This is a genomic window from Pseudomonas sp. PIC25 (assembly GCF_002286785.1).
Classification (GTDB): Bacteria; Pseudomonadota; Gammaproteobacteria; order Pseudomonadales; family Pseudomonadaceae; genus Pseudomonas_M.
The window spans coordinates 54,981-67,901 of record NZ_MUJY01000118.1 but is presented as its reverse complement, the minus strand read 5'-3'; the positions used below and the strand labels follow the sequence as shown (position 1 = coordinate 67,901).

Sequence of the window (12,921 nt, the reverse complement as noted above, 5' to 3'; positions counted from 1 at the left end):
AGGCGTCATGCAAGCCTTCACCTATCGCGACGGCCGGCTGTTTGCGGAGGACGTGGCGCTGTCCGCCATCGCCGAGCGCTTCGGCACCCCGACGTACGTTTATTCGCGCGCCCACATCGAGGCCCAGTACCACGCCTATGCCGATGCCCTGGCCGGCATGCCGCACCTGGTCTGCTTCGCCGTCAAGGCGAACTCCAACCTGGGTGTGCTGAACGTCCTCGCACGCCTCGGCGCGGGCTTCGATATCGTCTCCCGTGGCGAACTGGAGCGCGTTCTGGCCGCTGGCGGCGCGCCGGACAAGATCGTCTTCTCCGGCGTCGGCAAGAGCCGCGAGGACATGCGCCGCGCCCTGGAAGTCGGCGTGCATTGCTTCAACGTCGAATCCACCGAGGAACTGGAGCGCCTGCAACGGGTCGCCGCTGACATGGGCACCACCGCGTCCATCTCGCTGCGGGTCAACCCGGATGTGGATGCCGGTACCCACCCTTACATCTCCACCGGCCTCAAGGAAAACAAGTTCGGCATCGACATCGAGCAGGCCGAGGCGGTCTACGCCCGTGCCGCCGCACTGCCGAACCTGCGCATCCTCGGCGTCGATTGCCATATCGGCTCGCAGCTCACCAGCCTGCCGCCGTTCCTCGATGCGCTGGATCGTCTGCTGGTCCTCGTCGATCGCCTCGCCGCGCGCGGCATCCAGATCCGCCACCTGGATCTCGGCGGCGGCCTGGGCGTGCGCTACAAGGATGAAGAGCCACCGCTGGCCGGCGACTACATCGCCGCTGTGCGCGAGCGCATCAAGGGCCGCGACCTTGCCTTGGTATTCGAGCCCGGCCGCTTCATCGTGGCCAACGCCGGCGTGCTGCTGACCCGTGTCGAGTACCTCAAGCACACCGAACACAAGGATTTCGCCATCATCGACGCGGCGATGAACGACCTGATCCGCCCGGCCCTCTATCAGGCCTGGATGGATGTGTCCGCCGTGCAGCCGCGCGATGGCGAAACGCGCCGCTACGATCTGGTCGGACCGATCTGCGAGACCGGCGACTTCCTCGCCAAGGACCGCGAACTGGCCCTGGCCGAAGGCGACCTGCTGGCCGTTCGCTCGGCCGGCGCCTATGGTTTCGTCATGAGTTCGAACTACAACACCCGCGGCCGCGCTGCCGAGGTGATGGTCGACGGCGCGCAGGTCTTCGAAGTCCGTCGCCGCGAAACCCTCGAGGAACTCTACGCCGGCGAAAGCCTGCTTCCGAAGTGAGGCCGCAACCATGCTATTGCGCTTCACCAAGATGCACGGCCTCGGCAACGACTTCATGGTTCTCGATCTGGTCAGCCAGCACGCGCACATCCAGCCCAAGCACGCCAAGCAGTGGGGCGACCGGCACACCGGCATCGGCTTCGACCAGTTGCTGATCGTCGAGCCGCCAACCAACCCGGACGTGGATTTCCGCTACCGCATCTTCAATTCCGACGGTTCGGAAGTGGAGCAATGCGGCAACGGCGCGCGCTGCTTCGCCCGTTTCGTGCTGGACAAGAGACTGACCGTCAAGCGCCGTATCCGCGTCGAGACCAAGAGCGGCATCATCGAACTGGATGTGCGCCCGGACGGGCAGATCCGCGTGGATATGGGTGCGCCGCGCCTCGCTCCGGCCCAGGTTCCCTTCCAGGCCGAGACGGAAGCGCTGAGCTATCCGGTCGAAGTCGACGGCCAGCAGGTCGAACTGGCGGCGGTCTCCATGGGCAACCCTCACGCCGTACTGCGCGTCGACAGCGTCGCCAGCGCGCCGGTGCATGAGCTGGGGCCGAAGCTGGAACATCACCCGCGTTTCCCGCAGCGCGTCAACGTCGGCTTCCTGCAGGTAGTCGACCGACAGCATGCCAAGCTGCGCGTCTGGGAACGTGGCGCCGGGGAAACCCAGGCCTGCGGTACCGGCGCCTGCGCCGCTGCCGTCGCCGCGATCCGCCAGGGCTGGATGGATTCGCCGGTGCAGATCGAACTGCCGGGCGGCCGCCTGTCCATCGAGTGGGCAGGCCCTGGGCAGCCGGTTATGATGACCGGGCCCGCTGTCCGCGTGTATGAAGGACAGGTTCGTCTATGACCGGAAGCCGCTTATGACCGACCAGCGCCAGGACCCGCCCGTCACGCTCGACTCCGAAACCGTCGCCGCCTACCTGCGCCTGCACCCGGAGTTCTTCGTCGATCACGAGGAGCTGATCCCGGAACTGCGCATCCCGCACCTGCCGGGGGAAGCCGTTTCCCTGGTGGAGCGCCAGGTCAAGCTGCTGCGTGAACGCAACATCGAGATGCGCCATCGTCTGTCGCAGTTGATGGACGTGGCGCGCGACAACGACCGGCTGTTCGACAAGACCCGCCGCCTGGTCCTCGATCTGCTCGATGCGGCCAGCCTCGAGGAAGTCGTCAGCGCGGTGGACGACAGCCTACGCCATGAGTTCCAGGTACCCTTCGTCAGCCTGATCCTGTTCAGCGAATCGGCCCTGCCGGTGGGCCGCTGGGTCAGCATCGCCGACGCGCATCAGGCGATCGGCGGCCTGCTTACCGGCGGCAAGACCATCTGCGGTGTGCTGCGCCCGCATGAGCTGGCGTACCTCTTCGGTGAAGACCAAGGCCCGCAGGTGGGTTCGGCGGCAGTGGTCGCCCTCACCCACCAAGGGCTGCACGGCGTGCTGGCGATCGGCAGCCCCGATCCGCAGCACTACAAGAGTTCTTTGGGAACCTTGTTCCTCGGCTATATCGCCGAAGTGCTTTCCCGCGTTCTTCCGCGTTTCGCCACCCCGCTGCGCTCGGTGCGCTAGAAGCAGCGGCAAGCTATAGGCTTCAAGCGGCAAGAAAAAGCACAAGCGATGTGCTCCGCTTGAAGCTTGCGGCTTAAAGCTTGAAGCTTGCCTTCCATTCGCTTGGAGCTTGAAGTTTGAAGCTTGCCGCTGACCTTGACGCCTATCTCGAACACTTGCGCCGTGAGCGGCAGGTCTCGTCGCATACGCTGGATGGCTATGCCCGCGATCTGCGCAAGATATTGGAGTTTTGCGAGAGCGAAGGGCTGGACGAGTGGTCCGGGCTCGATACGCCACGCCTGCGCCGCTTCGTCGCCAAGCTGCACATGCGCGGCCAGTCCAGCCGCAGCCTGGCCCGACTGCTCTCGGCTGTACGCGGCTTCTATCAGTATCTGGTACGCGAAGGCCGCTGTCGTCACGACCCGGCCGCCGGTCTGAGCCCCCCCAAGGGCGAGCGCCGCCTGCCACGCACGCTGGACACCGATCGCGCCCTGCAATTATTGGAAGGCGCCGTGGAGGACGATTTCATCGCCCGCCGCGACCAGGCCATGCTGGAGCTGTTCTACTCGTCCGGTTTGCGCCTTTCCGAGCTGGTGGGGCTCGACCTGGATGGCCTGGACCTACCCGCGGGGCTGGTCCGGGTACGCGGCAAGGGCAACAAGGTGCGTGAGCTGCCGGTGGGCAGCAAGGCACGCGAAGCACTGGAGGCCTGGCTACCGCTGCGCGCCATCGCCCGTCCGGCCGATGGCGCGGTTTTCGTCAGCCAGCAGGGCCGGCGTCTCGGCCCCCGAGCCGTGCAGTTGCGGGTGCGCCAAGCCGGCGTGCGCGAACTGGGCCAGCACTTGCACCCGCACATGCTCCGACACAGCTTTGCCAGTCATTTGCTGGAATCGTCCCAGGACCTGCGTGCCGTACAGGAGCTGCTCGGACACGCCGACATCGCTACCACGCAGATTTACACGCACCTGGACTTCCAGCACCTGGCGACGGTGTATGACAGCGCCCATCCCCGGGCCAAACGCAGTAAGGACAGCACCGAATGACGATTCACCTGATCACCTTCGATCTCGACGACACCCTCTGGGACGTCGCGCCGGTGATGAACAACGCCGAGGCGGCGTTGCGCGAATGGCTCGGCCTGTATGCCCCACGCCTCGGCCCGGTACCCATCGAACACCTGTGGGCGATCCGCGCCCGCCTGCTGGAAAAGGAGCCCGCCCTGAAGCATCGCCTCAGCGAGCTACGGCGGCGCATCCTCTTCCATGCCCTCGAAGACGCCGGCTATCCACACCGGGAGGCCATGGCGCTCGCCGAAAGCGGTTTCCAGGTCTTCCTGGCCGCACGGCACAAGGTAGCGCTGTTCCCCGAAGTGCACCCGACACTGGAAGTCCTCGCCAATCGCTACCGCCTCGGCGTACTCACCAACGGCAACGCGGACGTCCGCCGCCTGGGGCTGGCCGACTATTTTCAGTTCGCCCTCTGCGCCGAAGAACTGGGCGTGGGCAAGCCCGATCCCCATCCCTTCCGCGAAGCGCTCAAGCGCGCCGGTGTGGAGGCCGAGTATGCCGTCCATATTGGCGACCATCCCAACGACGACGTCCAGGGGGCGCAGGCTGCCGGGCTCCGGGCCATCTGGTACAACCCGCAGGGCAAGGCCTGGCCGGTCGAGCGCGCACCGGACGCGGAAATCCGCAGCCTGGCCGAATTGCCGGCACTGCTGTCGGGCTGGTGATCGTCACCCGGCCGAACCACTGCCATCCGCTACCGACGGCATAAACGTCGGGCATGAAAAAGCCCGCGTCATGCGCGGGCTCTTTCGTCAGCATCCGGGTGCTCAGATAGGCCGGCTACCGTACTTGCTGTCCGGCTTTTTCGGCGGGTCAGCGACGACGTTCGGCTCGACTTCCTGCACTTTGCCGCCACGCGCGAGGAACTCTTCCATCGCCCGGGCCAGCGCTTCACGTTCCTTCTGCTTGGCTTCGATACTCGGCAATTCGTCGACCTCGACAGCCGCCTTGGCTTTCTTGCCAGGCGCGGCTACGCGCTCGTCATCGCTCTCGATCTCGGCATCACCCTCATCAGCGGCGGCCAGTTCCTCGCCGTCCTCCTCGTCAGCCCCTTCCAGCTCGTCTTGTTCCAGTTCTTCGTCGCTCATGTTCAACCTCATGACTTGCGAAAAGCAGGTTAGTTATAGCCCAGCCGCGCACGCTACGTGCGCCACCGGAAAAATTTCAACAACCGTTCCGATCGAGTGGCCGCGACCTTCGGAACTGCTCCGCGGAGCGACGCCACGGTCGCATTCCACCCGATCCAGGGCGCCCCGTGAAGGGGGTGCCGCTCAAAAATCGCCATGCAGGGTCGCCAGGACCCGACGGGCGCCGCCGTGATCGCGGTGCTCCCCCAGGTAGATACCCTGCCAAGTCCCCAGCGCCAGACGCCCCACACTCACCGGCAAGCTCAACTGACAGCCGAGCAGGCTCGCCTTGAAGTGCGCCGGCAGGTCGTCCGGACCTTCGTAATCGTGTTCGTAGCCTTCCGCGCCCTGGGGCACCAGACGGTTGAAGAATCGTTCGAAGTCCCGCCGCACTGCCGCGTCGGCGTTCTCGTTGATGGTCAAGGACGCCGATGTGTGCTGCAGCCAGAGATGTAACAGACCCGCCTTGCAACGAGACAGTTCCGGCAATGCCGCGACCAGCTCGTCGGTGATCAGATGAAAACCGCGAGGGCGCGCACGCAGGGTAATCAGGCTCTGCTGCCACATGTTCGGATCTCCCGCACAGGTCTGGCGCGGCATTCTAGCGCGGCCCCGAAAAAAACAAAGGGCGCCGTAGCGCCCTTTGAACGTTATCGCGGAATCACTGCTTGGTGAATTCCGGATAGGCTTCCATGCCGCATTCGGCGATATCCACGCCTTCGTATTCTTCTTCCTCGCTGACACGCAAGCCGACGACCAGCTTGAGAATGCCCCAGACGATCAGGCTGGCGACGAATACCCAGGCGAAGATGCAGCCGATCCCCAGCAACTGGGCACCGATGCTCGCATCGGCATTGGTCAGGCAGACGGCCAGCAGGCCCCAGATGCCGACCACGCCGTGAACCGAGATGGCACCGACCGGATCGTCGATCTTCAGCTTGTCCAGACCCAGGATGCTGAACACTACTAGCACGCCACCGACGCCGCCGATCAGGGTGGCCTGGATGGCGCTCGGGGTCAGCGGCTCGGCGGTGATCGCCACCAGACCGGCCAGGGCACCGTTGAGGGCCATGGTCAGGTCGGCCTTGCCGAACAGGATGCGGGCAACGATCAGCGCGGCGATCAGGCCACCGGCAGCGGCCATGTTGGTGTTGACGAACACGTTGGCCACGGCGCTGGCGTCTTCGATGGTACTGGTCTTGAGCTGCGAACCGCCGTTGAAGCCGAACCAGCCCATCCACAGGATGAAGGTGCCGAGGGTGGCCAGCGGCAGGTTGGCGCCGGGAATCGCGTTGACCTGGCCGTTCGCGCCGTACTTGCCCTTGCGCGGGCCGAGCAGCAGGACACCGGCCAGGGCTGCGGCGGCGCCGGTCATGTGCACCACGCCGGAGCCGGCATAGTCGAGGAAGCCGGCAGCGTTGAGGAAGCCCGAGCCCCACTTCCAGTAGCCTTCCACCGGGTAGATGAAGCCGGTCATCACCACCGCGAAGGCGAGGAAGGTCCAGAGCTTCATGCGCTCAGCGACGGCGCCGGAAACGATCGACATGGCAGTGGCGACGAACACCACTTGGAAGAAGAAGTCGGCACGCGCGGAGTAATACGGCGCGTCTTCGCCACCTGCCGCAACCACGTCGACGGCATGCTCGTCACCGAGCAGGAAACCGATGCTGGGGAGGATGCCGCCTTCCGGGCTGGAGTACATGATGTGGTAGCCGACCAGCATGTACATCACGCAGGCGACGGCATACAGCGCCACGTTCTTGGTGAGAATCTCGGTGGTGTTCTTGGCCCGCACCAGGCCGGCTTCGAGCATGGCGAACCCCGCCGCCATCCACATCACCAACGCGCCGCAAACCAGAAAGTAGAAGGTATCCAATGCGTACTGCAAAGGAATCAAAGCGGTGTTTTCCATGGTTTACCCCTTGCCCTGGCGCTTGCGGCGCCGTGCGGTTGAGGCGCCCGGGTTGGCTCCGGGCGCGCTTCGTGTACTTATAGGTTGTATCCGCGCTCGTTGTGCAGGGAGAGATCGAGGCCGACGGTCTCCTCCTCTTCGCTGACACGCAAGCCCATCACGAGGTCAATCACCTTCAGGATCACGAAGGTCACCACAGCGGTGTAGATGACCGTGAACAGCACGCCTTCGATCTGCACCCAGAGCTGCCCGGCGATACTTTCCACCTCGCCGAAACCGCCCAGCGACGGCGCGGCGAACGCACCGGTCAGGATCGCGCCGACGATGCCGCCGACGGCGTGCACACCGAATACGTCCAGCGAGTCGTCGTAGCCCAGCTTGCGTTTCAGGCTGGTGGCGCAGAAGAAGCAGATGACACCGGCGGCCAGGCCGATCACCAGCGCCCCCATCGGGCCGGCGGTACCGGAAGCCGGGGTGATGGCCACCAGGCCGGCGACGGCGCCGGAGGCGATACCCAGGACGCTGGGTTTGCGGTGGGTGATCCACTCGGCGAACATCCAGGCCAGGGCCGCGGTAGCGGTGGCGATCTGGGTGACCAGCATGGCCATGCCAGCGGTGCCGTTGGCGGCCACCGCGGAGCCCGCGTTGAAGCCGAACCAGCCGACCCAGAGCATGCTGGCGCCGATCAGGGTGTAGCCGAGGTTGTGCGGTGCCATGGCGGTGGTCGGATACCCCTTGCGCTTGCCCAGTACCAGGCAGGCCACCAGGCCGGCAATACCGGCGTTGATGTGCACCACGGTGCCGCCGGCGAAATCGAGCACGCCCCAGTCCCACATCAGTGCGCCGTCACCGCTCCAGACCATGTGGGCGATGGGTGCATAGACCACGGTGAACCAGACCGCCATGAAGATCAGCATGGCGGAGAACTTCATGCGCTCGGCGAAGGCACCGACGATCAGGGCGGGCGTGATGATGGCGAAGGTCATCTGAAAGGTGATGAACACGCTTTCCGGGATGCCGGCCACCAGGCTCTCGGTACCCAGGCCGGCGAGGAAGGCTTTCGACAGGCCGCCGATGAAGGAATTGAGATTGGTGACGCCTTGCTCCATGCCCGTGGTATCGAACGCCAGGCTGTAGCCGTAGATCACCCACAGGACACTGATCAACCCGGTGATGGCGAAGCATTGCATCAGCACCGAGAGGACATTCTTGGAACGCACCATACCGGCATAGAACAACGCCAGGCCGGGGATGGTCATGAACAGCACCAACGCAGTCGCGACCAGCATCCAAGCCGTGTCGCCACTGTTCAGGGTCGGTTCCTCGGCCAGGGCAAGGCCCGGTACGAGGGACAAAAGGGCTCCTAGCCCTGCGATTTTTCGCAGAGTCATGGTTTACTCCTGGGGCGTGGGGTTCGGAGGCTTTAGATCGCGTCGGTGCCGGTTTCGCCGGTCCGGATACGGATAGCCTGTTCCAGGTTCACCACGAAGATCTTGCCGTCACCGATCTTGCCGGTGTTGGCTGCCTTGGTGATGGCCTCGATGACGCGGTCGAGCTGATCGTCGGCAATAGCCACGTCGATCTTCACCTTGGGCAGGAAGTCGACGACGTATTCGGCGCCACGGTACAGCTCGGTATGGCCTTTCTGCCGACCGAAACCCTTGACTTCGGTGACGGTGATGCCCTGCACGCCGATCTCCGACAGCGACTCGCGCACGTCGTCCAGCTTGAACGGCTTGATGATGGCAGTGACTAGCTTCATGAAACTCTCTCCCGTGTAAGGTGGACTTGCCCCAGGAATACGAACCCGGCTCAAGTCTAAGCGCAGTGTCTGGCTTTGTAACGCGCCGACCGCCCTGGTCCGGCCGCTCGGTGCTCAACCATCGCTTCCAGCGAAGCTTCCTCCCCCCGCTTCGCCAGTGCACCGGAACTGCATCGGTGCATGCGTCACCGGGGCCCAAGCAGAATTCTTGCCAGATGGGACAACCGTTTGATTTTCAAGCGATTGCCGCCTGAGACCCACGTCACGCCTGGCTTTGCGCCACATATAACGCACAATAACGGTGCAGACAGCCAACCACTACTGCTCGAAAACTGTGCACACCCGCCACTGGAAATCACTATAGCCACTGCGTGATACACTGCCGCCTTTATCCACGGAACTATGCCATGCTGCCGCCCAAAGCCTTGCTCGATGCCCTCGGCACCCATGCTTCGCGCCTGTTCAACGGCGACGCGCCGCTGCCGCGCCAGGAATTCGAAACCCAGTTCAAGGCCTTGCTGCAGAGCGCTTTCAGCAAGCTCGACCTGGTCAGCCGGGAAGAGTTCGACAGCCAGATGGCCGTACTCGCGAGGGCCCGCTCCCGCCTGGAAACGCTCGAGGCCAAGGTCGCCGAACTGGAAGCGAGGCTTACCCAGGAAACCACGCCGCCCACCGAGTGATGCACCTCCGGGCGGCATGCGATCAAGGAGCGATGCATGTCCCTGGCTATCGTCCATAGCCGCGCCCAGGTCGGTGTCGAAGCACCAGCCGTCACCGTCGAAGCCCATCTGGCCAACGGCCTGCCTTCCCTGGCCCTGGTTGGACTTCCGGAAACCGCCGTCAAGGAAAGCAAGGATAGGGTGCGCAGCGCCATCCTCACCTCCGGCTTCGAATTTCCGCCGCGTCGAATCACATTGAATCTCGCCCCGGCCGACCTGCCCAAGGACGGTGGGCGTTTCGACCTGGCCATCGCCCTGGGCATTCTTGCCGCCAGCGGCCAGTTGCCGCCCGATAGCCTGGACAGCGTCGAATGTCTGGGCGAGCTGGCGCTCTCCGGCGCCCTGCGCCCCGTCCAGGGCGTCCTTCCTGCCGCACTCGCCGCCCGCGACGCCGGACGCACCCTGGTGGTGCCGCGGGCCAACGCCGAGGAAGCCTGCCTCGCCAGCGGCCTGACAGTGATCGCCGCCGATCACCTGCTGGAGCTGGCCGCGCATTTCAACGGTCATACGCGCCTGCCGCCCTACCAGGCGCAAGGTCTGCTGCGGCAAACCCGCCCTTACCCGGACCTCGCCGAAGTCCAGGGACAGAGCGCCGCCAAGCGCGCCCTGCTGGTGGCCGCCGCCGGATCGCACAACCTGCTGTTCAGCGGCCCGCCCGGCACCGGCAAGACCTTATTGGCCAGCCGCCTGCCCGGCCTGCTACCGCCGTTGGACGAGCGCGAAGCCCTGGAAGTCGCCGCCATCCATTCGGTAGCCAGCCACACGCCGCTGGACGCCTGGCCACAGCGCCCGTTCCGCCAACCTCACCACAGCGCATCGGGCCCGGCCCTGGTGGGAGGAGGCAGTCGCCCGCGTCCCGGCGAAATCACATTGGCGCATCAGGGCGTGCTCTTTTTGGATGAACTGCCCGAGTTCGACCGGAAGGTCCTGGAGGTCTTGCGCGAGCCCATGGAGAGCGGCGAAATCGTGATTGCCCGCGCCCACGACAAGGTCCGATTCCCAGCCCGCTTCCAATTGGTCGCGGCGATGAATCCCTGCCCTTGCGGCTACCTGGGCGATCCCAGCGGACGCTGTCGCTGCTCGCCCGACCAGATCCAGCGCTACCGCGCCAAGCTCTCCGGGCCGCTGCTCGACCGCATCGACTTGCACGTGACGGTCGCCCGCGAAGCCACGGTGCTGAATGCCCGCACCATCGACGGCCCGGACAGTGCAAGCGCCGCCCGCGAGGTGGCCCAGGCACGGGAGCGTCAGTTGAGCCGCCAGGGCCGCGCCAACGCCTTCCTCGATCTGCCCGGCCTGCGCCAGCACTGCGCCCTCGGCGAAGACGACCAGCGCTGGCTGGAAACCGCCTGCGAGCGCCTCGGCCTGTCCCTGCGCGCCGCTCACCGCATCCTCAAGGTGGCGCGCACCCTCGCCGATCTGGAGCAGGCCGAACGGATCGGTCGAAACCACTTGGCCGAAGCGTTGCAATACCGCACCAACCTCGGCTGACTCAGCTCCGCGCCGCACCCACCGCCTGGATGCGCGCGGCCCAGATGATGGTGTCCGCGAGAATGAACAGCGTGTCGTTCTCCTGGCCGCCGAAGCAGAAGTTCGCCACCCCCGGCGCGACGATCTCGCCGATGAGGTCGCCGCACGGCTCGAATACCTGGATACCGCTGGCCGACGAGCTGTAGACGCGCCCGGCAGTGTCCAGTTTTATGCCGTCGGGGATGCCCGGCGCGACCACGGCGAACAGGCGCTCGTTGGCCAGGTGGCGACCGTCGCGCACGTCGAAGGCACGGATATGGTGCGGGCGGTCGACCACGTAGCTGCCCGGTCCCTGGATCGCGCCGCTGTCGGTGACATAGAGCACCGACTCGTCCGGCGAGAAGGCCAGCCCGTTGGGTTTGTCGAAACCGTCCGCCACCACCGACAGCATCCCGCTGCGCGGGTCGTAGCGATAGACGAAATCCCCCAGCAGTGGCGCATCCTTGAAGCCCTGCAAGGCACCGTAGCCCGGGTCGGTGAACCACACCGTCCCGTCGCTTTTAACCACCACATCGTTGGGCGAGTTGAAGCGCAGCCCGCGCCATTGGTCGACCAGGGTTGTCACCGCACCGCCCTGCCGGCTCATCCGGGCGATGCGCGCGGGCTCGGTCCTGCTGCCTTGCTCGCAAACCACCAGGTTGCTCTCGAGATCCAGCGTCATGCCGTTGGCCATGTTGGCGTTGGCACGAACGGTCGTGACCGCCTCGGCAGGCAACGGGAAGGTCTCGCCGGCCAGCGAGACCCGCTTGATATCGACCCGTTGGAAACCGGGCAGCGGAACATCGACGTCCTGCGGGACGGTGGTGAAGTACAGCGCGTTCTCGTCTCGCACATACACCGGCCCCTCATGGGCATTGGTTTCTACAAGGGTGAAGAACCGTGGATCGGGACCGGTGACGTCGTGAAAGGCTTCGCTGTAGGCGATGAAATGCGGGCTCATGGGTGAACTCCTTTTCGTGGGATTCCGTCGCCTGAGCTTAGTCCACCGCATCTAGTCCAACAGCTTCACCGCTGGCAGGCGCATCGCCGCCACCTCGGCCATCAGAAAGTCGCGCAACCGCTGCAGCCGCTCGTGTCCGCTCCGCCCTTTGGGCCAGACCAGGTAGTAGCTTTCGCCGCTGGCGACTGCACTCGGCCAGGGCAGGCCGATGCGGCCCTCTTCGATGTCCTCGGCGATCATCACCAGGTCGCCGATGGACACGCCATACCCTCGCGCTGCCGCAACCATGCCCAGCTCCAGCGTGTCGAACACTTGCCCACCCTTGATCGAGACCTGCTCTCCCAAACCCATGCGCTGCAGCCATTTGCGCCAGTCGCGGCGGTCCGGTGTCGGGTGCAGCAACTCCGACTGCGCCAGGCGCTCCGCCGTCCAGGTCTCCTCGGCGGCCAGCGATGGCTCGCAGACTGGGATCAGCCATTCGCGAAACAGCAGCGTCATTTCCCAGTCCGGGTGAGCGGCACCTTCGCCCAACAGCAACACTGCGCAATCAAAGGGCTCATTGGCGAAATCCGCCTTGTCCACATCCATCCAGGCACTGGTCAGTTGCACTTCGATGTCCCGATGCAGATGACGGAAACGGCTGAGGCGCGCCAGCAGCCAGCGCATGGTCAAGGTCGAGGGCGCTTTCAGGCGCAGGATGCGGTCGTCCGCCTCCAAGGTTGCGCAGGCCCGCACCAAGGCATCGAAGCCATCGCTGATCCCAGGCAGCAGCAGACGGCCCTGCTCGCTCAACCGCAGGCTGCGACCCTGGCGCTGGAACAGCCGGCAGCCGAAGTGCTCCTCAAGCGTACGGATGTGACGGCTCACCGCGCTCTGGGTGATGACCAGTTCTTCGGCGGCACGGGTGTAGGAGGCGTGCCGGGCGGCGGCTTCGAAAGCACGCAGGGCATAGAGCGGCGGCAGGCGGCGCATCAATGATTCAACCCATGAGTTTCAGTCATATCTGGCATCGCTTTTATCCTTTTGTGCAAATACAGGCCCGGCCACCAGAATAAGCTGCATTCTCTGCCTGCC

The 12,921-nt window shown here is 65.0% G+C and carries 14 protein-coding genes; 7 read left to right on the top strand and 7 right to left on the bottom strand.

What is annotated here, in order from left to right; genetic code table 11:
- The first annotated feature begins 7 nt into the window (after window positions 1-7).
- The 5 genes from lysA to BZL41_RS14300 all read left to right on the top strand — a co-directional run bounded on the left by lysA (window position 8) and on the right by BZL41_RS14300 (window position 4,522).
- Window positions 8-1,255, top strand: a complete 1,248-nt coding sequence (gene lysA, locus BZL41_RS14320) for a diaminopimelate decarboxylase (RefSeq protein ID WP_095599911.1) — start codon at window positions 8-10, stop codon at window positions 1,253-1,255.
- A 10-nt stretch (window positions 1,256-1,265) separates the two neighbouring features.
- Window positions 1,266-2,096: a diaminopimelate epimerase gene (dapF, locus tag BZL41_RS14315; RefSeq protein ID WP_095599910.1), complete on the top strand. Its 831-nt coding sequence runs from the start codon at window positions 1,266-1,268 to the stop codon at window positions 2,094-2,096.
- A gap of 13 nt (window positions 2,097-2,109) precedes the next feature.
- Window positions 2,110-2,811, top strand: coding sequence for a DUF484 family protein (locus tag BZL41_RS14310; RefSeq protein WP_095599909.1), 702 nt, complete (start codon window positions 2,110-2,112; stop codon window positions 2,809-2,811).
- A 116-nt stretch (window positions 2,812-2,927) separates the two neighbouring features.
- Window positions 2,928-3,833 (top strand): tyrosine recombinase XerC, encoded by a 906-nt coding sequence (gene xerC, locus BZL41_RS14305; RefSeq protein ID WP_095599908.1) that lies wholly within the window; start codon window positions 2,928-2,930, stop codon window positions 3,831-3,833.
- The gene (locus BZL41_RS14300; RefSeq protein ID WP_095599907.1) at window positions 3,830-4,522 is read left to right on the top strand and encodes an HAD family hydrolase; all 693 of its coding nucleotides are present in this window, start codon (window positions 3,830-3,832) and stop codon (window positions 4,520-4,522) included. The genes xerC and BZL41_RS14300 overlap by 4 nt, the downstream gene beginning before the upstream one ends.
- 102 nt (window positions 4,523-4,624) lie before the next feature.
- On the opposite strand, the gene sutA is transcribed toward BZL41_RS14300, so the two are convergent.
- The 5 genes from sutA to glnK form a co-directional block, all read right to left on the bottom strand.
- Window positions 4,625-4,945 carry a transcriptional regulator SutA gene (gene sutA / locus BZL41_RS14295; RefSeq protein WP_095599906.1) on the bottom strand — a complete coding sequence of 107 codons (321 nt, stop codon included), beginning with the start codon at window positions 4,943-4,945 and terminating at the stop codon, window positions 4,625-4,627.
- 183 nt (window positions 4,946-5,128) lie between these two features.
- Complete coding sequence (locus BZL41_RS14290) at window positions 5,129-5,551, bottom strand: secondary thiamine-phosphate synthase enzyme YjbQ (protein ID WP_095599905.1); 423 nt, start codon at window positions 5,549-5,551, stop codon at window positions 5,129-5,131.
- A gap of 94 nt (window positions 5,552-5,645) precedes the next feature.
- Entirely contained in the window at window positions 5,646-6,896 is a 1,251-nt protein-coding gene (locus tag BZL41_RS14285) for an ammonium transporter (protein ID WP_095599904.1), read from the bottom strand.
- 77 nt (window positions 6,897-6,973) lie between these two features.
- Window positions 6,974-8,287 carry an ammonium transporter gene (locus BZL41_RS14280; protein WP_095599903.1) on the bottom strand — a complete coding sequence of 438 codons (1,314 nt, stop codon included), beginning with the start codon at window positions 8,285-8,287 and terminating at the stop codon, window positions 6,974-6,976.
- A 32-nt stretch (window positions 8,288-8,319) separates the two neighbouring features.
- On the bottom strand, window positions 8,320-8,658 hold the full coding sequence (gene glnK, locus BZL41_RS14275) for a P-II family nitrogen regulator (protein WP_003457590.1): 339 nt from the start codon (window positions 8,656-8,658) through the stop codon (window positions 8,320-8,322).
- Between the two features lie 407 nt (window positions 8,659-9,065).
- On the opposite strand from glnK, the gene BZL41_RS14270 reads away from it, so the two are divergent.
- The gene (locus tag BZL41_RS14270; protein ID WP_095599902.1) at window positions 9,066-9,338 is read left to right on the top strand and encodes an accessory factor UbiK family protein; all 273 of its coding nucleotides are present in this window, start codon (window positions 9,066-9,068) and stop codon (window positions 9,336-9,338) included.
- 36 nt (window positions 9,339-9,374) lie between these two features.
- Complete coding sequence (locus BZL41_RS14265; protein ID WP_095599901.1) at window positions 9,375-10,868, top strand: YifB family Mg chelatase-like AAA ATPase; 1,494 nt, start codon at window positions 9,375-9,377, stop codon at window positions 10,866-10,868.
- A 1-nt stretch (window position 10,869) separates the two neighbouring features.
- Here the strand turns inward: BZL41_RS14265 and BZL41_RS14260 are convergent, their stop codons facing one another.
- Together BZL41_RS14260 and BZL41_RS14255 are read right to left on the bottom strand one after the other, a co-directional pair.
- Complete coding sequence (locus BZL41_RS14260; RefSeq protein ID WP_168191003.1) at window positions 10,870-11,847, bottom strand: SMP-30/gluconolactonase/LRE family protein; 978 nt, start codon at window positions 11,845-11,847, stop codon at window positions 10,870-10,872.
- 51 nt (window positions 11,848-11,898) lie between these two features.
- On the bottom strand, window positions 11,899-12,822 hold the full coding sequence (locus BZL41_RS14255) for a LysR substrate-binding domain-containing protein (RefSeq protein ID WP_095599899.1): 924 nt from the start codon (window positions 12,820-12,822) through the stop codon (window positions 11,899-11,901).
- Window positions 12,823-12,921 lie beyond the last annotated feature (99 nt).